The 20,308-nt window shown below is 68.7% G+C and carries 18 protein-coding genes and 1 pseudogene; 17 read left to right on the top strand and 2 right to left on the bottom strand.

Going from position 1 to position 20,308, the window contains the following annotated elements; all coding sequences use genetic code 11:
- Nucleotides 1-68: 68 nt before the first annotated feature.
- On the bottom strand, nucleotides 69-851 hold the full coding sequence (locus ACN26Y_RS28195; RefSeq protein WP_422733814.1) for a DeoR/GlpR family DNA-binding transcription regulator: 783 nt from the start codon (nucleotides 849-851) through the stop codon (nucleotides 69-71).
- Nucleotides 852-980: 129 nt separating this feature from the next.
- Between ACN26Y_RS28195 and ACN26Y_RS28190 the strand changes: the two genes are divergently transcribed.
- The 5 genes from ACN26Y_RS28190 (at nucleotide 981) to ACN26Y_RS28170 (ending at nucleotide 5,008) form a co-directional block, all read left to right on the top strand.
- Nucleotides 981-1,847, top strand: a complete 867-nt coding sequence (locus tag ACN26Y_RS28190; protein ID WP_422733813.1) for a hypothetical protein — start codon at nucleotides 981-983, stop codon at nucleotides 1,845-1,847.
- Between the two features lie 3 nt (nucleotides 1,848-1,850).
- On the top strand, nucleotides 1,851-2,573 hold the full coding sequence (locus ACN26Y_RS28185; RefSeq protein WP_422733812.1) for a TSUP family transporter: 723 nt from the start codon (nucleotides 1,851-1,853) through the stop codon (nucleotides 2,571-2,573).
- A complete protein-coding gene (locus tag ACN26Y_RS28180) occupies nucleotides 2,480-2,875 on the top strand; it encodes a YidH family protein (protein WP_422733811.1) in 396 nt (131 codons plus the stop codon). Before ACN26Y_RS28185 ends, ACN26Y_RS28180 begins: the two co-directional genes overlap by 94 nt.
- A gap of 200 nt (nucleotides 2,876-3,075) precedes the next feature.
- On the top strand, nucleotides 3,076-4,467 hold the full coding sequence (locus ACN26Y_RS28175; RefSeq protein WP_155333921.1) for an NF041680 family putative transposase: 1,392 nt from the start codon (nucleotides 3,076-3,078) through the stop codon (nucleotides 4,465-4,467).
- Between the two features lie 244 nt (nucleotides 4,468-4,711).
- Nucleotides 4,712-5,008, top strand: a complete 297-nt coding sequence (locus ACN26Y_RS28170) for a DUF202 domain-containing protein (protein WP_422733810.1) — start codon at nucleotides 4,712-4,714, stop codon at nucleotides 5,006-5,008.
- 142 nt (nucleotides 5,009-5,150) lie between these two features.
- Here ACN26Y_RS28170 and ACN26Y_RS28165 read toward each other — a convergent pair.
- Nucleotides 5,151-5,353, bottom strand: a pseudogene (locus ACN26Y_RS28165) (DALR anticodon-binding domain-containing protein); the annotation flags it as partial.
- Nucleotides 5,354-5,530: 177 nt separating this feature from the next.
- On the opposite strand from ACN26Y_RS28165, the gene ACN26Y_RS28160 reads away from it, so the two are divergent.
- The 12 genes from ACN26Y_RS28160 (at nucleotide 5,531) to ACN26Y_RS28105 (ending at nucleotide 19,715) form a co-directional block, all read left to right on the top strand.
- Nucleotides 5,531-5,863: a DUF3870 domain-containing protein gene (locus ACN26Y_RS28160; protein ID WP_422733809.1), complete on the top strand. Its 333-nt coding sequence runs from the start codon at nucleotides 5,531-5,533 to the stop codon at nucleotides 5,861-5,863.
- A 171-nt stretch (nucleotides 5,864-6,034) separates the two neighbouring features.
- Nucleotides 6,035-6,751, top strand: a complete 717-nt coding sequence (locus ACN26Y_RS28155) for a CoA transferase subunit A (RefSeq protein WP_422733808.1) — start codon at nucleotides 6,035-6,037, stop codon at nucleotides 6,749-6,751.
- Entirely contained in the window at nucleotides 6,741-7,391 is a 651-nt protein-coding gene (locus ACN26Y_RS28150; RefSeq protein WP_422733807.1) for a 3-oxoacid CoA-transferase subunit B, read from the top strand. Before ACN26Y_RS28155 ends, ACN26Y_RS28150 begins: the two co-directional genes overlap by 11 nt.
- 17 nt (nucleotides 7,392-7,408) lie before the next feature.
- On the top strand, nucleotides 7,409-8,761 hold the full coding sequence (locus ACN26Y_RS28145; RefSeq protein WP_422733806.1) for an aminotransferase class III-fold pyridoxal phosphate-dependent enzyme: 1,353 nt from the start codon (nucleotides 7,409-7,411) through the stop codon (nucleotides 8,759-8,761).
- 69 nt (nucleotides 8,762-8,830) lie between these two features.
- A complete protein-coding gene (locus tag ACN26Y_RS28140; RefSeq protein WP_422733805.1) occupies nucleotides 8,831-9,811 on the top strand; it encodes a tripartite tricarboxylate transporter substrate binding protein in 981 nt (326 codons plus the stop codon).
- Nucleotides 9,812-9,819: 8 nt separating this feature from the next.
- Nucleotides 9,820-10,260 (top strand): tripartite tricarboxylate transporter TctB family protein, encoded by a 441-nt coding sequence (locus ACN26Y_RS28135; protein ID WP_422733804.1) that lies wholly within the window; start codon nucleotides 9,820-9,822, stop codon nucleotides 10,258-10,260.
- A gap of 10 nt (nucleotides 10,261-10,270) precedes the next feature.
- Nucleotides 10,271-11,824 (top strand): tripartite tricarboxylate transporter permease, encoded by a 1,554-nt coding sequence (locus tag ACN26Y_RS28130; RefSeq protein ID WP_422733803.1) that lies wholly within the window; start codon nucleotides 10,271-10,273, stop codon nucleotides 11,822-11,824.
- Nucleotides 11,799-12,866: a phosphotriesterase family protein gene (locus ACN26Y_RS28125; RefSeq protein WP_422733801.1), complete on the top strand. Its 1,068-nt coding sequence runs from the start codon at nucleotides 11,799-11,801 to the stop codon at nucleotides 12,864-12,866. The genes ACN26Y_RS28130 and ACN26Y_RS28125 overlap by 26 nt, the downstream gene beginning before the upstream one ends.
- Nucleotides 12,866-14,056, top strand: coding sequence for a thiolase family protein (locus ACN26Y_RS28120; RefSeq protein ID WP_422733800.1), 1,191 nt, complete (start codon nucleotides 12,866-12,868; stop codon nucleotides 14,054-14,056). Before ACN26Y_RS28125 ends, ACN26Y_RS28120 begins: the two co-directional genes overlap by 1 nt.
- A gap of 1,085 nt (nucleotides 14,057-15,141) precedes the next feature.
- On the top strand, nucleotides 15,142-15,906 hold the full coding sequence (locus ACN26Y_RS28115; RefSeq protein WP_422733799.1) for a hypothetical protein: 765 nt from the start codon (nucleotides 15,142-15,144) through the stop codon (nucleotides 15,904-15,906).
- A 339-nt stretch (nucleotides 15,907-16,245) separates the two neighbouring features.
- Nucleotides 16,246-18,474 (top strand): McrB family protein, encoded by a 2,229-nt coding sequence (locus ACN26Y_RS28110; protein WP_422733798.1) that lies wholly within the window; start codon nucleotides 16,246-16,248, stop codon nucleotides 18,472-18,474.
- Nucleotides 18,471-19,715, top strand: coding sequence for an McrC family protein (locus tag ACN26Y_RS28105; RefSeq protein ID WP_422733797.1), 1,245 nt, complete (start codon nucleotides 18,471-18,473; stop codon nucleotides 19,713-19,715). The genes ACN26Y_RS28110 and ACN26Y_RS28105 overlap by 4 nt, the downstream gene beginning before the upstream one ends.
- The last annotated feature ends 593 nt before the right edge of the window (nucleotides 19,716-20,308 follow it).

Raw genomic sequence — 20,308 nt, 5'->3', positions numbered from 1 at the left:
CATGCCGGGTCCGGGGCGAAATTCACCCACCGCGCGGGCAACCCACCCCGCGGTCGGGCGACTACGGGTCAGGCGGTCAGGACGCGGGTGCCGGTGCGGCGTGCGGCCGCGGCCACCGCGGCGGGCAGCGGACCGTCCACGACCAGCGTGTCGATGCGGTCGAACCCGCACACCTGAACCGGGGCGGTGGCGGTCAGCTTGCTCGCGTCCACGAGCAGCACGACCTCGTCGGCGATGTCCATGAGCGCGTGCTTGGCGCTCAGCTCGACCTCCGAGCGCACGTATGCGCCCCGCTCGTCGACCGCGCTCGCGCCGAGGAACAGCAGGCGCACCCGCATGCGCCGGACGAGATCCAGCGCCGCGAAACCAACCATGGCCTGGTTGTCGTGCAGCAGCTCGCCGCCGATTCCGATGACCCTTGACCTCGGCCGGGACAGCATGTGGGCGAGCACGGGGACGGAGTGGGTGATCACGCAGCCGTCGAAGTCCTCGGGCAGCGCTTGGGCCACCTCGGCCGTGGTCGTGCCGCTGTCGACGCCGATCGTGTCGCCCGCTTGGACGAGGCGGGCCGCCGCGGCGCCGATCGCCCGCTTGGCGCCGGCGTTGCTGAGCGCGCGGGACGCGTACCCCGGGCCCCCGACGCCGCCCGGCGGGAGGCTGACGCCGCCATGAACCAGCAGGACCTCGCCACTCTCGGCGAGTCGCCGCAGGTCACGGCGGATCGTCATCTGAGAGACGCCGAGCTGGGCGCTGATGTCGGCGACCGAGAGGAAGCCGGCCCGGCGCAGCGCGGCCATGATGTGCGTCCGCCGCTGCGGGGCGCCGTCGTAGCGCATGGCTTCCACTGACACGTCGGAAGTCTAGCCCCTGTTCCTCCACTACCAGCGGATGTTATTTTTCGAACATCCTTTGATCTCAGTGGCTCGACGGCGCCGACCTCGGCGGCGGACCGGCCGCTCTCGCGCTGGAGGAACAGAACAGTGACAGTCGACCCGTCGATCCTCGCCCGCCCCTCGGGCGGCTACGCCATGCTCGCCGTCGACCAGCGCGAGGCGCTGCGGGCCATGTTCGCCGCACGCCAGCCGGAGCCGGTGACCGACGCGCAGCTGACCGCCTTCAAGGTGGACGCGGCACGCGCACTAAGCCCGTACGCGTCCGCGATCCTCGTCGACAAGCAGTTCGGCTGGGACGCCGTGATCGCCGCCGACGCCGTCGACCCGTCCTGCGCGCTGATCGCGGCGGCCGACGCGTTCACCCCGAGCGCCACCGAGTTCGTCGCGGACGTGGCGATCGACCCCGAGGTCAACCCCGCGATCGTGCGGAAGGAGGGCGCGAAGGCCCTCAAGCTGCTCGTGCTCTACCGCCCGGACGAGGCGCCGGAGCCGCGGATTGGCATGGTCACCGACTTCGTCGCCCGCTGCCGGGAGGCCGGGCTGGTGAGCATCATCGAGCCGGTGTCCCGTGGCCCGCGCGACGGCGGCGCGTACGACCACGAAGCGGGGATCCACGCGGCGGCCCGCGAGCTGGGCGCCCTCGGTGCCGACCTCTACAAGTCGGAGGTACCAACCCACGGCAGGGGCACCCCGGACGAGATCACTGCCGGCTGCGCCTCGCTGTCGTCTGTCATCAGCAGCCCATGGGTGGTGCTGTCCTCCGGCGTACCCGCAGAGGTCTTCCCCGAAGCCGTGCGACTCGCCTGCCGGGCCGGGGCCTCGGGTTTCCTCGCCGGCCGCGCGGTCTGGGCCTCGGTGGTTGGTAGCCCGACCATGGCCGACGACCTGCGCACGATCTCGGTCGACCGGCTGCGACGCCTCGCCGACGTGGTCGACGACGCCGTGTCGCGCTAAGTGGTGCCCGTCGGCGACGTGCTCGCGGTCGGCGCGGTCGCGCTCGGCGCCACCATGCAAAGAGCAACCGGCCTGGGCTTCGCCCTGGTCGCGGCCCCGTTTCTGGTCGTGATCCTCGGCCCCTTCTCGGGCGTGACCCTGGCCAACCTGCTCTCAGCGGTGATCAACCTGATCGTGCTGTGCGTGACCGCCCGGGCGCTGCGCCGCCGCGTGGCCGTCCAGATGATCGCCGGGGTGATCCTGGCCCTGCCATTGGGGATCTGGGTGGTCCGGGAGTTGCCAGGGCCGGTCCTGCTCGTCGGCATCGGCCTGATTACGGCGGGATCAGTGGCCTGGGTGGCGGTGGGCCAGAGCATGCCGTTCCTCAGGCATCGGGGCGGGGCCGTCGCGTCGGGATTCGCCTCAGGCTTCTTCAACACAACGGCAGGGACGGGCGGACCGCCGCTCGCGGTCTACGCCGTGACTACCGACTGGGAGCACCGAAGCTTCGTCCCGACAGTGCAGCTCGTCGGCCTGGTGACGAACGTGTTGTCCCTTGCGGCGAAGGGCGCCCCGGTCATGTCGTGGACAATGCTGCTGGCCTGCGGGGCGGCGATGCTGGCAGGGATCGGTGGCGGGCACTATCTGGAGCGGTGGTTACCGGAGACGGCCACCCGGCGTTGGGTGCTGGCGCTCGCTCTCACGGGAAGCGTCATAGCGATCGTAAAAGGGCTGGCGGCGTGGTGAGACCTAGCTCGACTCGGTGGCCTCGCCGCGTCTTCAGTCAGGGCAGCGACCCGGATCCACGGTTTAGCCTCGCCAATGAGCGCACGTTCCTGGCGTGGATCCGTACCTCCCTGGCGCTCTTCGCCGCAGGCGTGGCTTTGGAGGCGGTGAATCTGCCGATCGTGCCCGGGTTGCGCCGGGCGTCAACGATCGTGCTGGTCCTGCTGGGTGCCGCCGCCCCAGCACAGGCCTGGTTTGGCTGGGTTCGCACCGAGCTCGCCCTGAGCTTGTTCTTTAACCTCGGCGCCCGTGTGGGGCGCTGATCCTGTGTGGACTCGGCGTGTCATGGAGACGTAAACCGGCCACCACCTGATGATCCTTCACGTTCCCTGCAAGGACACGAAGAACAGAACAGGTGGTGGCCGTGGCCACGATTCTGGACTACCTGGGTGGCCTCGTGTTGCCCGACACGCCCACGCCCGACACGTCGGCGGTCGGGTCGGCCGAGGATCCAGCAGCGAGGTTGGCCGGGTTTCGTCGGGACTTCTACCGGTGTCTGCCACGTCGGGCGGACGCGTTGTTCGAGCTCACCGACGCGCTGCTGTGCTCGGGAGGGCCGGTGACCAGCCTGGTCGACCTGTCGTTGGCCGCCGAGCACCGCCGTGGTCACGGCGCCCTGTACGACGCTTTGGGCGCCGGCGGGATCGATGTCGCCCGGCTGCGGGTGACCCTCGCAGGGTTGGCGCTGCCCCGCGCCACGGACGGGCGGATCATGCTCGCCGTTGACGTCAGCAACTGGCTGCGCCCGGACGCGGCCACCAGCCCGGATCGGTTGTTCTGCCACACCTACGGCCGCGGCAAAGGCTCCGCCCAGATGATCCCCGGCTGGCCGTACTCGTTCGTCGCCGCCTTGGAACCAGGCCGCACGTCGTGGACACAGGTACTCGACGCGGTGCGGCTGGGCCCGGCCGACGACGCCACCGCGGTCACCGCCGACCAGCTCCGGCAGCTGATCGACCGGCTGATCCGTGCCGGGCACTGGCGCCCCGGCGACCCCGACATCCTGATCGTCTGTGACACCGGCTACGACACCGCCCGGCTGGCCTGGGTGCTGTCCGACCTGCCCGTGCTCCTGGTCGGCCGGATCCGCTCGGACCGGGTCCTCCGGTTTCCCAAGCCGAGCAGGCAGCCGGGTGCCATCGGCCGTCCCCGCAAACACGGCGCCGAGTTCGCCTGCAACGACCCGGCCACCTGGCCCGCGCCGCAACACACCACCCTCACCCCGACCAGCCGCTACGGCACCGCGCAAGCCGACAGCTGGGACCAGCTGCACCCCAGGCTGACCCGCCGCACCTGCTGGATCGACCACGACGGTGACCTGCCGATCATCACCGGCACCCTGATCCGGCTACAGGTCGAGCACCTGCCCGGCGAGCGTGACCCCAAACCGGTGTGGCTGTGGTGCTCCGCCACCAACGCCACCACCGCCGATGTCGACCACTGGTGGCAGGCCTTCCTCCGCAGATTCGACCTCGAGCACACGTTTCGACTGTTCAAACAGACCCTGGGATGGACTCGGCCGAAGATCCGCACCACCGAAGCCGCTGACCGGTGGACCTGGCTGATCATCGCCGCCTACACTCAGCTACGCCTCGCGCGACCCCTCGTCGCGGACCTGCGTCGACCGTGGGAGCGGCCAACGGCACCTGACCGGCTCACTCCCGCCCGGGTCCGTCGGGGGTTTCGGAACTTGCGCCCGAAGACCACCCTGCCCGCAAGTGCGCCGAAACCCAGCAGACCAGGTCCTGGACGCCCGTACGGATCACGAAACCGTAGACCAGCACCCCGCCACGACGTCGGTAAAACCGTCAAGCGTGACCTGAGCATCACCGCACGTAAACAGCGCACAGGTTAAAGATCAAGCTGAGACTCGGAAGAAGCCTCCCGCCACCGCTGATGGCTGTGCCAGTCGGTGCAGGTCTCATGCTCGTCGGCGTCCTGGTCCTCCTGGGCCTCACCCTGTGATCGAATTCGGCTCCTCGCCTCGCGGCTGCTCCTTCGCCCCGGACGCTCCGTCCTCGTCGAGCTGTTCGCCTCTCCCGGGCTCGTCGCCGTCCTCAGATCCCTCCTCGGATCCCGTTTCGTCAGGTGATTGCGGTTTGCAGCTGGAACGGACGGTGCTGGCGTGGCGGCGTACAGCAACAGCCTTCGTCGTCGCGGCGGCCGCGGCCAGTCGTTTCCTCCTGCCGCACCTTGGTGGATGGATCTTCCTGGCCGCCGTCGTCAGCGCGATGACGGTGGTCATCGTCGCCGCAGCGGCGCTGCGACGGCGCCTTCCGCCCTCCGATGCCCCGGCCGCGCTGAGCTCGGCCTGCCCGCCCGGCCCCTGGCTGGCGGCGGTCACACTGGCAACCGCCGCTGGCGGTCTCAGCGTGGCGCTCGCCGTTCTGGGTTGAATTCAGCCTGGCGACGAACCCTGCGGGTCCCGGCGACCCAGCCGCCGAGGCGTTCCATCGGCACGCATCACCGCTGCCGGCTGGTTGGTTTGGCATGCTCACGCAGCGGCCGTCTCTGCCGTCCCGCTACGAGGTGAGCGCTTGTGGCAGTTGTCCGACCGAAGCCCGTCAGCTCGATCGCGAGTACCCGCTCCGCCGGGTCGGCGAGGTGCACCATCGTCCCGGGCGGCGTGAAACCTCGGCCCGGCGGAAGATCGACCGGATCCGGGCGTACGCGTACTGCAGGTAGGAGGCGGTGTTGCCGTCCAGTGAGTGCATCCGGCCCCAGCCGAAGACGTAGTCCCGCAGCCCGGATTTAGCGTTGGCGCGTCCGGCTTGCCACGGTCCGGTACGCGTCTCGCGGCGGCTCGTGTGCGGCGTGATCAGCTTGATCTTGCCTGAGCGCCGGTAAGCTGCGACATCTCGTTCTATTTCGGGCCCACTTGTGAGGGCGGTGTATCCGGCAGTTGAGGTGGCTGGAGGATGGGTCTCGTGGAGACAGTTCTCGTCACCGGGTACTCGGCCGCGCCACGTGGCACGAGCATGCACGCGAGGTATGAGCACTGCGGGGTGGTACTGGAGGTTGATCCGCGTACCGACGTGGTGGTTGCTGCCGAGTTCACCGTTATCACCGGACTCGCAAACGACTTCCTGCGACGGCTGGTTGTCGGCTATGACCTGTCACAGGGCATCGCCGGCCTCGCCGCGCTGATCAAGAGTCGTTACCTGGCGCCATCATCCGACGCGATGGTGGTTGCGCTGCGTGGCGCCGTCCAACGGTACAGCGACCACAAGGTGACGCAGGCCACAACCTGAGCCCGCTTGTACGTACAGCGGGTGACTGTTATATGTATTCGAGCAAGTTGGTGGTGCCGCTATCGGTGACGACCGACTCGCCTGTGACGGCTCGTGCCGCTCGCCCACCCGAGCGACCACACGAGCCGAGTAAGCGGGCCAGTCAAGCGTTTCCGAGGACGCAGGCGAGCAGTGCTCACCGTGCCTTGGAAGCTTGACGCAAGGAGTCTCGTGGTCCGCTGTCTTTCGTCCGACCATGCCCTCGGTGCCGTGCGGGATGCTGTCCGCGACGGCGCGACGGTGATGGTCGGCGGTTTTGGCCTGGTCGGCCAGCCACTCGGCCTCGTCGCGGCGCTCGCCCAATCAGGCCGTGCCGGGCTGACGATCATCAGCAACAACATCGGCGAACCGGGCCGTGGCCTCGGCGCGTTGCTGCGCGCCGGCCAGATCCGGCGGGTCGTCGGTTCGTTCTTCACCTCGAACCCCGAGGTAGCGCAGGCGTACGAGCGCGGCGACCTGGAGGTGACACTGCTGCCGCAGGGGACCCTGTCGGAGGCGATCCGCTGCGGCGGCGCCGGGATCCCGGCCTTCTACACGCCGGCCGGCGTCGGCACGCTCCTGGCCGAAGGCCGGCCCGTCGCCCACTTCGACGGCCGTGACTACCTGCTGGAACGGTCGCTGCGGGCCGATGTGGCGCTGGTGCGGGCGCACCGCGCAGACCGGCACGGCAACCTCACGTACCGCAAAACTGCGCGGAACTTCAATCCGATGATGGCCAGCGCCGCTGGGCACGTCATCGCTGAGGTCGACGAGATCGTCGACGAGTTCGACGACCCCGACGTGATCGTCACGCCGCACTTGTACGTGGACACCGTCGTACTGGCTGAGGGGGGTACCGATGAGCGCTGAGAAACGTAACTGGATCGCCGCCCGCGCTGCCGCCGAGCTGCGCGATGGCGACATCGTCAACCTCGGCATTGGCATTCCCACCCTGATCCCCGACCTGGTCACCGGGCGGAATGTGGTGTTCCAGTCGGAGAACGGGATGCTGGGGTTCGGCCCGCGTCCGACGGCGGACGCCTACGACGCGGACATCATCGACGCCGGCAAGCAGCCGGTTACGGAGCGGGCTGGCGTGGCGTACTTCGACTCGGCCAGCTCCTTCGGAATGATCCGCGGCGGCCACGTCGACGTCGCCGTCATCGGGGCGTTGCAGGTCGACGGGCGCGGCCGGGTGGCGAACTGGGCGGTGCCGGGCAAACCGGTACTCGGGGTGGGTGGCGCGATGGACCTGCTCGCTGGCGCCCGACGGGTCGTTGTCGCGATGACGCACACCACGCACGACGGCCAGCCGAAGGTGGTGGATACGGCGACCCTGCCGCTCACCTCGCTGCGCCCGGTCGACCTCATCATCACCGACCTCGCGGTGCTCGCGGTCGACGGCGACGGGCTGCGGCTGGTCGAGATGGCGCCCGGGGTGACCCTTGACGAGGTGCACGCGCACACCACCGCGCGGCTGCGCACCGACCGTGAGGCGGCGGCGCGATGAGAGCTTCGAGGAGTGCGTTGCTGCTCAGCTTGTTGAGTGAGCGGCCGACCGCGGTCCGCGGCGAGGGTGTCTGGCTGTACGACGCGGACGGGCGGGCGTACCTCGACGGCTGCTCCGGCGCGGTGGCCGCGAACATCGGGCATGGCGTCGCCGAGGTGGCCGACGCGATGGCCGCGCAGGCACGGATGGTGGCGTTCCCGCACCGCAGCCAGTTCCACAACGAGCCGGCTGAGCGGCTGGCGGGTGAGTTGGCGGCCTGGACCGGCGGACAGCTGCCGTATGCGATGTTCACCTCCAGCGGGTCGGAGGCGGTCGAAGCGGCAGTGCAGCTCGCGCTGCGCTATCACGCGGCGCGCGGCGATGCCGAACGGACGATCGTGCTGAGCCGCCGGATGAGCTACCACGGCGCAACGCTGGGCGCTCGGTCGGCTGGCGGCAACCCGGTACGCCGTGCCCCGTTTGCGCCGCTGTTGCACGACTGGCCGCAGGTCGACGCCCCGTACTGCTACCGCTGCCCGCTGCGGCTCGATCCGGGCTCCTGTGGCTCGGCCTGCCTGGGAAGCCTGGAGGACGCTATCGCGGCGCACGGCCCGGACCGGGTCGCGGCATTCATCGCGGAACCGATCACCGGTGCCTCGGCCGGGGCGCTGCGCCCGCCCGCCGGCTACTACGAGCGGGTACGCGAGACCTGCGACCAGTTCGGCGTGCTGTTCATCGCTGACGAGGTGATGACCGGCGCCGGGCGTACCGGGCGGCCATTCGGCCACCAGCACTGGGACGCCCGACCGGACATCCTGACGTTCGGGAAGGGCATCGGCGGCGGTTACGTCGCCCTCGCCGGGATCCTGTGCACCAGCGAGGTCGCCGAAGCGGTCGCCAAGCTGCCGGGCGGCCCGGGCATCGGCCACACCTTCACCGACACTCCGGTCGCCGCCGCGGCCGGCGGCGCCGTCGTGGCGTACTTGCGCGAATTCGACCTGATCAGGCGCGCCGCGCAGCTCGGTCCCCAGGTGCGGCAGGCGCTGTGCGACCTCGCCGAGTCCCACGGCGGCGGAATCGTCGGCGACGTTCGTGGCGAGGGCCTGATGTGGGGCCTCGAACTCGTGGCGGATCGCCAGCGCCGGACTCCGTACCCCGCGCATGCCAGGGTTACCGCTCGACTGCTGGCGATCGCCAAGCGGCACGGGCTGCTGCTCTACCCCGCGGGCGGCGGCATCGACGGCAGCCTCGGCGACGCGGTGCTGGTGGCGCCGCCTCTGACCATCGGCGACGACGACCTCGCGGAGCTGCTGCGGCGCCTCGGTGTGGCGCTGGACGACCTGGCCGCCGAGCTGGCGGTCGACGCCGCAGCCACCACCCCGGTCCGATAACCACATTCCCCGGCCAACCCCAACTCTCAGAACCCTGTCCGGCCCTAACCCCATTTAGGAGTAGTAATCATGAAATTCCCGTCCCTGGTCCGCCGATCGACGGTCGTCGCGGCTATCGCCGCGCTCGCGCTGACCGCCGGCTGCCAGCAGCAACAGCGCGGCGGCGGTGACTACCCGAGCGACTCGATCACCCTGCTCGTCCCGTACGCCGCTGGCGGCACCACCGACCGGATGGCCCGGGTGGTCGCGGAGAACCTCCAAGGCAAGCTGGGCAAGCCGGTCGTGGTGACCAACAAGCCCGGCGGCGGTGGCGCCATCGCCATCACTGAGCTGATGAAGGCGAAGAAGGACGGCCACACGATCGCCATCATCGCCACCCCGACCGCGCTGATCCCGCCCGTGCTCGGGCAGGCGACATACCAGCCAAAGGATCTGGCGCCCATCGGCTTGGTCGCCGAGCAGCCGATCGTCGTGGTGACCAGCGCCAAGTCCCGGTTCGCCAACGCGGCCGACTTCATCGCGGCGGCCAAGGCCAAGCCGGAGTCGGTGACCATCGGCACCAACGGCCCGACCACCTCCGCCGGCATCGAGGTCAAGCGCTTCGCCGACGAGTACGGGGTGAAGCTCAAGCAGGTGCCGTTCCAGGGTGAGGCGGAGCTGTCCAGCGCACTGCTCGGCGGCAACATCGACGCGATGGTGACCAACGCCTCTCCCGCCACCCTGTCCAAGATCGAGGGCGGGCAGGCGCGTCCGTTGGCGATCTTCACGCCGCAGCGGGTGCCGTACCTGCCGGAGGTGCCGACCTTCGTCGAGCTGGGCTTCCCGAAGTTGACCCTGGCCACGTCCCGGTTCGGCCTGGTGGCCGGCGGCGGTGTGCCGCAGGAGGTGCTCGACAAGCTTGCGCAGACGCTGCGCGATGCACTCAAGGACGCCAAGGTGATCGAGGGCATCGGCGAGCAGTACGTGCCGAAGGAGTTCGTCGACGGCACGCAGTGGGGCAAGGAGATGGACGAGATCACCAAGACGTACCAAGAGGCGGTGTCTGGGTGACGATGACGATGAGCCGACTCGCGGCCGGGGTCGCGGCCGCGAGCGGCATCGCGATGATGGTCGTCGCGGCCGGCTTGTCGTTGACCACTGCCGACGGGCCAGGGCCAGGACTGTGGCCGTTCACCGCCGCGACGCTGGTCACCGTGTGCGGTGTCGTGGCGATGCTGCGGCCGGCCCAGGAGGAGTACGAACCGGCTGAGCCGGGCGGCATCCGGCGGGTGCTGCTCGGCTCGGCGAGCCTGGTCGTTTTCGTCGTGGCGTTCACCTGGGTCGGGTTCGTCATCGCCGGCACCGTGACGTTCTGGTTCTGGCTCAAGGTGCTCGGCGGTGGGCCGTGGCTGACCTCGACGCTGCTCGCACCGGCCTGCGTGGTCGGCATCCAGTTGCTGTTCGTCGTCGGGCTGGGCGTGCCGTTCCCGCCCGACCCGATCGCCGACCTGTGGTCCTAGGGAGTAGGCAATGGATTCCCTGCTGACCGGTCTCTCGGTCGCCGTCGCACCGCAGAACCTGCTGTACGTCCTGATCGGCGTGCTGATCGGGATGGTCATCGGCGTGCTACCAGGCCTCGGCTCGACGGCCACGGTGGCGCTGCTGCTGCCGGTGACGTACGGCATGGAGCCGACCTCGGCGATCATCATGCTCGCCGGCATCTACTACGGCTCCATGTACGGCGGCACCATCACATCGGTGCTGTTGCAGCTCCCGGGTGAGGCCGCGAGCGTGGTCACCACGTTCGACGGCTACCAGATGGCGAAACAGGGCAGGGCCGGCAGCGCCCTCGGGATCGCGGCCGTCGGGTCGTTCATCGGCGGCACGCTCGCCGTGGTCGGGCTGACCTTGTTCGCGTCCCCACTCGCGCAGGTCGCGGTGAAATTCGGCCCGCCGGAATACACCATGCTCACCGTGCTCGGCATCCTGCTCGTGTCGTATCTCGGCACTCGGTCCCTACCGAAGAGTCTCGCCGCCGCCGGGTTCGGCTTCGTGCTCGCCGCCATTGGGCAGGACCCGATCACCGGTGAAGCGCGGCTCTCGTTCGGCGTGCTGGAGCTGCTCGGTGGCCTCGACTTCGTCGCGGTGGCGATGGGGCTGTTTGGCATCGGCGAGGTGCTCTACAACCTCGAGCGCAGCGAGGCGGGCCAGCGGATCGTCACCCGGGTACGTCGGGCATGGATCAGCCGCGACGACTGGCGGGCGTCCCGGGGCGCAATCGCCCGCGGCTCCGTCGTGGGTTTCCTGCTGGGCGTACTGCCCGGCGGCGGCGGCGTGGTCGCGTCGATGGCGTCGTACGTCCTGGAAAAGCGCCGCGCCAAGCAGCCAGAGCGGTTCGGCCGCGGCGCGATCGAGGGCGTCGCCGGGCCGGAAACCGCCAACAACGCGGCCTCCACGTCGTCGTTCATCCCGTTGCTGACCCTGGGCCTGCCGTCCAACGCGGTGCTGGCGCTGCTGTTCGGGGCGCTACTGCTGCAAGGCATCACGCCGGGCCCGCAATTGATCAACGAGCAGCCGGACGTGTTCTGGGGCGTGATCGCCTCGATGTATGTCGGCAACCTGTTGTTGCTGCTGCTGAACATGCCGCTGGTCGGGGTGTTCGTGCAGATGCTGCGGCTGCGGGCCGGGATCCTCGGGCCCATCGCCGTGCTCGTCACGATGGCCGGGGTGTACAGCGTCAACAACAGCATCTTCGACATCGGCGTGGCGGTGGCATTCGGTGTGCTCGGCTACCTGATGCGCAAGACCGGCTTCGAGGCCGGGCCGCTGGTGTTGGCCTTCGTCCTCGGGCCGATCATGGAGCGTTCGTTCCGCCAGTCGCTGCTGTTGTCCGACGGCTCCCTGACCATCTTCGTTTCCCGGCCGCTGTCCGGTGCGATCGTCGCGGTGGTGCTCGGCATGGTCGCGTTGTCGGTGGTACGGGGGGTGCGCCGGCGCCGCGCTGGCGCGAGCGCCAGTCCGAGTGAGACCACCAGTGCCGGCGGGGCCACCGACGTGATTGAGAAAGACGATGCACATGTCTGAACGGGGAACGGTCCAAACCGTGCTCGGCCCGGTGGCGCCGGAGTCGCTGGGCCATGTACAGCCACACGAACACGTGCTCATCGACCTGTGTCGACCACCTGCCCGGGAACTGCCGGCGACCGCCCGGCGGGCGTACTACGAACCGATCCGGCTCGACAACTACTACGCGCTCCGCCGCGGCAACTTCAACCTGTACGACCGGCAGCTGCTCGACGTTGACGACGCGATCGCCGAGCTGAGCCGGTACCGGGAGCTGGGCGGCGGCACGATCGTGGACGTGACCTCGATCGGGCTGGGCCGCGATCCGGAGGGCCTGGCACATGTCGCGCGTCAGTCGGGCGTGCAGATCGTCATGGGCGCGGGCTACTACGTCCGCGAGTTCCACCCGACGTACGTAGCGGACCGCGACGAGGCGGCGCTCACCGCGCAGATCGTGGCGGACATCGTGGACGGCGTCGACGGCACCGGTATCAGAGCGGGCTTGATCGGGGAGGTCGGCCTGACCGGGATGGGCCACCCCGACGAGATGAAGGTGCTGCGGGCGGCGGCCCGGGCGCAGCGGGAGACCGGTGTCGCGCTGATGATCCACCCAGGCCGCGACGAGGACGCGCCGTTCGCGGCGCTCGAGGTCGTCGAACAGGCCGGCGGGGCGCTCGACCGGGTGGTGATATGCCACCTCGACCGTACGTTGCTCGCAACCGAGCCGCTGCGGCGGCTCGCGGCGACCGGTTGCTACCTGGAGTTCGACCTGTTCGGCCAGGAGTCCAGCTACTACGCGTTCGCCGACATCGACATGCCGAACGACGCGCGCCGGGTCGACTTTCTCGTGGCGCTCGTCGACGCAGGGTACCGCGATCAGCTGCTGATATCGCAGGACATCTATCGCAAGGCTCACCTGTGCCGCTACGGCGGTGAAGGGTACGGCCACATTCTTGCCAACGTACTGCCGGTGATGCGGCGCAAGGGCCTCAGCGAGGCGGACATCGCCGCGATCACCAGGGGCAACCCGGCGCGGATGCTCACGACAGAAGGGACGCTCTGATGACGCAGCAGGTGTACGTCGTGGGAGCGGTGCGGACGCCGATCGGCCGGCACCGGGGAGCCCTCGCCGGCGTACGGCCCGACGACCTGGCGGCGCTCGTCGTCGGGGAGGCCGTCCGGCGCGCTGGGGCCGATCCGTCCACTATCGACGAAGTGGCGCTTGGGGCGGCCAACCAGGCCGGTGAGGACAACCGCAATGTGGCCCGGATGGCGGTCCTGCTCGCCGGGCTACCCGACCACGTGCCCGGCTACACCGTCAACCGGCTCTGCGCCTCCGGCCTGACCGCGGTGGTGTCGGCGGCACAGGCGATCGGCGCCGGCCACGCCGACGTGGTGGTCGCCGGCGGGGTGGAGTCGATGACCCGTGCGCCATGGGTGATGGCGCGGCCGGAACGCCCGTACGCCGCACCGGGCGAGCTGGCCGACACCGCCCTCGGTTGGCGCCTCGTCAACCCACGGATGCCGGACCTTGACGGCGGCGAGGCGACGATCTCCCTGGGGCGGACCGCCGAGAAGGTGGCGCAGCTCGACGGCATCACGCGCGAAGAGTCCGACGCGTACGCCCTGCGCAGCCAGCAGCGCGCGGTCGCCGCCCAGCAGGCGGGCCACTTCGCTGACGAGCTGCTGCATGTGCCCGTGCGCGGCGGTGCGATCGAGGCCGACGAGTGCCCCCGCGCCGAGACCGACGCCAGCAAGCTCGCGGCGCTTAAGCCAGTGTTCGATGGCATCGTCACCGCCGGGTCGGCGTCGCCGTTGGCCGACGGCGCTGCCGCGCTCGTGCTCGCGAGTGAGGCCGCCGTACAACGGCAGGGCCTAACCCCGCTCGCCCGAGTGGTCACGGCCGCCAGCGCGGGCGTGGCGCCATCGGTGATGGGGCTCGGCCCGGTGCCGGCCACCGAGAAGGCACTCGCCCGCGCTGGCTGGACAGTGCCCACTCTGGATGCCGTCGAGCTGAACGAGGCTTTCGCGCCGCAGGTGCTGGCCTGCGTCCGGCGGCTCGGGCTCGACCTCGACGTCGTCAATCGCGACGGCGGCGCCATCGCCCTCGGCCACCCGCTTGGCTGCTCCGGCACCCGCCTGGTGGTGACCCTGCTGGGCCGGATGACACGCGAATCCGCCCGCCGAGGCCTCGCCACACTGTGCGTCGGCGTCGGCCAAGGCGTCTCGTTGCTTCTCGAAAGTCCCAGCTAGGCGGTGCGGCGTCCAGTTGTGGCACGTAGGGCCGCTCGCTGACCTCTGGAAGTAGGCGTACGCGGTCAGGGTTGCCCAGCAAGGGGCAGCACGCGGCAGATTGGGCATTGGCCAGCTCGAGGTCGGTGATCGGTGATCGGTGATGGTGATTCTGGCGGCCAGCACGCGTGGGTTGCGGCCCTGTGCAGGCACGGCCTACCGATGAATGATAGGGGAGCGGGCTGGGAGCAGCGGGGTGCGCTGAACAGCGCTCAACTGCATCAAACGGCGTTCAGCTGCACCCAACGGCACCCGCATCCACCTGCGCCTTCACGTTCCGGCAGGTCAGAGGCCGTTCGGCGTCCCGGTTCACACCGGAGTGCTCCGCGGTTTTGCGCAGCAGTCGACAGCACTCTATGTCCCCTGGCAGGGGAGTATGCGCACGTCACGGCGGTAAGGAGCTGCTGAATCACCTGGCCTTGCAAGTGGGAGCAGATTGGGTGCAGGTTGGCGAAGTGGTCACCGCGCCCGAAGTGCTCACCGACACTGGACAGAGCCGAGGGCTTTGACCTGCGGTGATGTGGGCGAGCGGTCCGGCGTGACCTCCCAGAGAACACCGAAGGGGTCAAGCCGGCCCGCTGCTGGACGCCTTTCGCTCCGGCCGCACCGGCGGCTGCCCGGATGGTGTGGCATGTGAGTTAGTGGATCGGCCCGGTTTGTGGCGAAACTCAGCTGGGTACCGAGCTCGTCTCACCGTCGGCCTCATGACCAGGGCTTCTGGCGACCTATTCGGCACGCCCGAAGTTGTCGCCATTCAGGATCGACAACGAGTTGAGGCATTTGACGCGTCGTCGTCTCGCTAAGCGGGCAGGTTGCGCCGATCGTTGGGTTCGTCGTTCCGCTGTTCGATGGAGCGTGCCGGGTCGGGTCGACGGCGACAATTGCAGTACGCCCACCTGATGGGAGGTGCTGTGTCACAGTTGCCGGATCAACCTGGGCCCTCAGGCGGGCCGCCGTCTCAACGCGACGGGTTTCCGTCTGTGTGGCGGTCGCCGGTACCGTCGGCATCTCCTGCCGCCGCTTCCCGGAAGGGTCTCAGGCTGTGGGTGATCCTGCTCCTGGTGGCGGTGGGTGTGCTGTTCCTGTGCTGCGCGGGCACAACGACTCTTGCCACGATCGGGCTGGTCATTGGTGACACCTCAACGCCGCGATCCGCTTCGGTTAGTCCTGGCACCGAGCCAGCCACGTCGTCACACCGTCCTGATCCCGGTGGCACCGCCGTTGCGCCCACAGCCCCGGCCTCGACGGCTGGTACGCCGTCGGCGGCGGGAACCAGTGAGGTGGCGCCTGGACCAAGCTTGCCTGCCTACGAGATCTTCGAGCGACGGGACGTCAGCGCCGGCTCCGGTGCTCGGCGCCTGGCGCTGCGGGCCGAGCTGCGCACCTTCCCGGTCAGTGAGCAGCAGGTTACAGCTGTGGCATCGCAAGTTGTGGAGCGCCATCGGGGGCAAGGTTGGCAAGCACTGTCGATCGTGGTCACCTACGACCGGCGTGAAGTCTTGCCGAGCTACGCGGTGTTCGAGTGGGCACCCGGCGGCCGCTGGTCGGAGGCCGCCACAGGGGATGCGGCAACCTGGCGGGGCTACCAGCTCAATCCGGCCACGCTTCGCGAGAAGCTGGCGCAGCCAAACAAGTGCAGGCTTCCGACGGAGCAGGCTTACGTGCTGAATGCCGAGTTCAACCAGGCAACCGAGGACAGCGTCGAAGTCAGTGAGGAGACGGTGTTGTCGGAGATTGCCAAGCGACACAAGATCTCGACTGCTCGGGCAGAGGAACTGGTTGTTGCCGTCGAAGACTGGACGATGTGCTGAGCTGGCAAGATCGACCGGATCGGAACCGATCCCGCGGTGGATGCTGACAGCGCACACGACCATGTCGAACATTTGGCTAACCGTGACGTGTAGTAGCCGCGAGTTGGCGGCGTCGGAGGTCGCACGTGCGTCGTGCTGACGGCGCGATCTGCAGGCGGGTTAGGCTGCAACGCCTGCCGCCAGCGTGTCATCCGACGATTGGCGCACCACGACGGGTAGGAGTTCCTCAGGGCGGCGGTCCATGAGGATCGTTGGCCATCAAATTGCCCTACATTGCCACACGCTACGGGAGCGCCGGCCGGTTGCGCGTCGGCCACCTCGAAACGACAGAGGAGCGCCGTGAACGAGGATGCTGTCTACGCCGCCGCCCACAGGGTGATTGACGCCGGTCTCGCCGGTGACGGGTCGGCCTTCACCCCTGGCCGGGCTGTGTGGACAGCCGAGGCAGCGGATCAGCTGTACGCCAGGTTTGTCCAGCAGCCTGACGCGGGCAGGGGCAGCTTCGTCAGGAAGCTACAGGGGCAGCTTGCCGCCGCACCGCCCACGGCGGTGCAGCTCATGGGCGAGCTGATCTATCTGCATCTGCTCCTGCCACGCGACATCGGCGGCGCGGCGAAACGCACCGTGATCAACGGGGCGATGTCGTTGCTGCCCGAGCCGGTCGAGATCCCCGCGGACCTTGACGCGGTCCTCGATGCCGGCGTCGTGCGGGCCGGCACGGCATACATGACGCAGCGGGACCGGCAGATCGCGTGGCTCGTGCGGCTTGTGCAGGCGTGGAAGCGCCTGCCGGTCGACCGTCAGCAGGCGGCACTGCGCGACCCGTGGACCTTCAAGGAGGTCCTGGACAGCATTCCGATCAATAGCGCCTACAGCCAACGCAACATCCTGCTGAACCTCGCGTTTCCGGACACTTTTCCGCCAGTCGCGTCGCGGCGGCACAAGAAGCTCATCGTGACGGCGTTCGCTGACGAGCTGCCCCATCAGAGCGGCGACATCGATCGGGACCTGGCGGAGCTGCGGACAATGCTGTCGGCCAAGGCTGGCACGCCGGTTCATTTCTATCAACCACCCTGGGTCGACAGGTGGCGGCAGCAGACCGCGCCGGCTGGCGACGGCAAGGGACCGCGCGGCTGGCTGGTGCGCGGCGCGAAGGTGCACGGACACAACCTGATCGGCCAATGGCTCTCCGACGGGTTCTGCTCCATCGCCTACCCCGGGCTGCCAGAGCTCAAGCCGGGCCTGTCGAAGGCGGAGCTGGACCAGCACCTACGGGAGTCGCTGCCGGACTTCTCACCCTCGCAGCGCGGTCTGCACGTGGGAGTGCTCGACCGGTTCCTCAATCGGATGAGCGAGGGCGACATCGTCGTCACCGTCGACGGGCCCAAGGTTTATGTCGGCACCATCACCGGCCCTGCCACCTGGGTGAACACGCCTGACGACTTGTCGAACCGGCGGCGGAAGGTTGCCTGGGCGAATCCCGACGCACCAGTTACCCGAAACGAGCTGTCCGCCGAGGCACGGAACAAGCTGTCCGGTCAGCTGACCGTGTCGGACCTCGGAACCTACGCCGTCGAGTTCGCGGCCCTTGCGGAACTGGACGACCAGCCGGGGGAGGAGGACGTCGACGATCAGCTCGAGGTGGCCGAGGTGGAGCTGCCCGAGCCCACGGTCGAGCTGGCCGACGAGCTGCTCATCGATCGTGAGTGGCTCGCCGAGACAGTTGACCTGTTGCGGGAGAAGAAGCAGATCGTGCTGTACGGGCCGCCCGGTACCGGCAAGACCTACCTCGCACAGGCGCTGGCCCAGTTCCTCACCGGGCAGGCCGACAACGCCTACCGGCTCGTCCAGTTCCACCCGTCGTACTCGTACGAGGACTTCTTCGAAGGCTTCCGCCCCCGAGCCACCGCCGATGGCGGGGTCGGCTTCGCACTCGAGCCCGGGCCCTTCAAACAACTGGTGTCCGACGCGAAGGACGACCCTTCCCAGGCCTACATCCTCATCATCGACGAGATCAACCGGGCCAACCTCGCCAAGGTCTTCGGCGAGCTGTACTTCCTGCTCGAGTACCGCAACCGCAGCATCCAACTGCAGTACTCACCCACCGAAGACTTCGAACTCCCACCGAACGTATACCTGATCGGCACCATGAACACCGCCGACCGCTCCATCGCCCTCGTTGACGCCGCCATGCGCCGCCGGTTCTACTTCCAGCCGCTGTTCCCCGGCGAGACTCCCCTTGACGGACTGCTCCGCGAGTGGCTGAAGAAGCACAACCTCCCCGCCGACCGCGCGGACCTACTCGACGAGCTCAACCGCGTCATCGGCGACCGCGACGCCGCCGTCGGCCCGTCCTACCTGATGACAACCCAGGCCGCCACCGAAAAGGGGCTGGCGAGGATCTGGAAGAACGCCATCATGCCCCTGCTCGAGGAACGCCACCTCGGCGACGGAACCGACATCAACCTCCGCTACGGCCTGGTCGCACTCCGCAAACGCGTGAAGCAGGCCGCCGCCAACACCCCCGTGCCTCTGCCCCGCGAACACGCCGGAGATACAGCACAGTGAGGCTGATCAGCCTACGCGAGCACCAGACGCACGAGTGTGAGCCGACGACACCGGCCGTCGCCCGGGCGATGGCAGCCACCAAGCTCGTCGACACCTCACTCACCCTCGACGGGCGGCTGTCGTTGCGATCCGGCTCCATGGTCGGCGCGGCCCGCATCATCGCCGGCGACGAACACGTCGAACTGCACATACGGCCGAAGATCGGAATCGCTCGGCTGCTGTGGCTGCTCGGCTACGCCCGCGACCCCCGCGGCTGGCGCACCGAGCCCGTCGGCCTGACCCCCGAACACGACCTCGTGCCAGCGATGGCAGTCGCCTTCACCACCGCCACCTCCCAGGCACTCGCCCCAGGCCTGTTGCAGGGATACCGAACCGTCGAGGAAGCCCTGCCGCTGGTGCGCGGCCGACTCCGCGAGGCAGACCAACTGAGAACTCGGCCCGGACTGGCCCTACCCGTCGAGGTGCGCTACGACGACTACGACACGGACATACCAGAAAACCAGCTCCTGCTGTCGGCCGTACGCCGTCTGCGCCGCCTACCCGGCGTCCCACCGGCCACCCGCAACGCGCTGCACCGCATCGCGGGCGCACTCGCCGACGTAACACCCCTCACGGCGGGCGCCCCCATACCCAAAACTCCGCCCAACCGCTTCAACAACCGGTACCAACCCGCCCTGCGGCTCGCCCGGCTGATCCTGGCCGGCGAAAGCATCGAACACGCCCACGGCTCAACCCTCGCCGCCGGCTTCGTCTTCGACCTCAACACCGTCTTCGAAGACTGGTTGACCACAGCCCTACGACACGCCGTCGAGATACGCTACGGCGGGACCATCACCGGCCAACACCAGATGCACCTCGACCGTGACCACCTGCTACCACTGGTAAGGCCAGACATCACCTGGTGGAACAGGCGCCACTGCCTGGCCGTCATCGACGCCAAATACAAGGCACCCGGCAACACCCCACCCCGCGACGACATCTACCAAATGCTCGCCTACTGCACCACGCTCAAACTGACCCGCGGCCATCTCGTCTACGCATCGACAGGGAGAAAAGCGGTGACGTACCAGCTCAGCGGAAGCGGGGTACACATCGTCGTGCATCGCCTTGACCTGTCGGCTTCCGTCGAACTGCTGCATGAACAGATCAACCAAGTAGCCGAGGCGATCGCAGGCACCAACGTGGCAGCCGGCGTCTCGGGTGCCGAGAAGGTAGGCCGGGGTGTGGCGGCGAAGGGGTAGCCGTGACGGATCATTGCCCAGCCTGCGGCGGACGGAACCACCTCCGAGGCTGCGGCCCGAGCTGTGGGAAATGAACGTCAGGCGTGGGTTTCGTGGGCGCGGCCACCGCCGGGCTTTCGGCCTGTGACTCTGGCATCGCGAGTCGGGCCCCATGGCGAGGGCCGCCATCGGTCCCGCTCGCTCACGTGAGAGCCAACGGGGTGTCGACGTGCTCGCCGCCGGATGCGGTCTGGCCGAAGTGACGAAAGTGGCTCAGTGACGCCGACGGTTGCTGTCGGGCCGTCCAATCGGCAGTGCTCGCACACTCTCTGTGGTCTCAGACGGGTAATCGCGTTCTAGATCTCGGACTGGTTCCTGCCGCCAGCGGGGCGATGCGCTTCGAACTTCTTGCACGGTCGGCACCTCGTAGTCCCGCTTCTTCCGGCGCTCGGATTAAACCCGATCACGCAATATCCGAACGGCATCGCGGTTGTTGTCTACGTCTGCCACTGCCCTCAGCGTGGTGGCCACGGCACCGTGCAGCTGCAGCAGCTTCTCAACATCCTCAGGCATGGGGACCATGACAGCTGCCGCACAAGGCAAGGGCTCGAAAG

It is taken from the genome of Micromonospora sp. WMMD558, from assembly GCF_049315255.1.
Lineage (GTDB): Bacteria > Actinomycetota > Actinomycetes > Mycobacteriales > Micromonosporaceae > Micromonospora.
The sequence above is the reverse complement of the archived record's forward strand: the minus strand, read 5'-3'. Positions and strand labels throughout refer to the sequence as shown.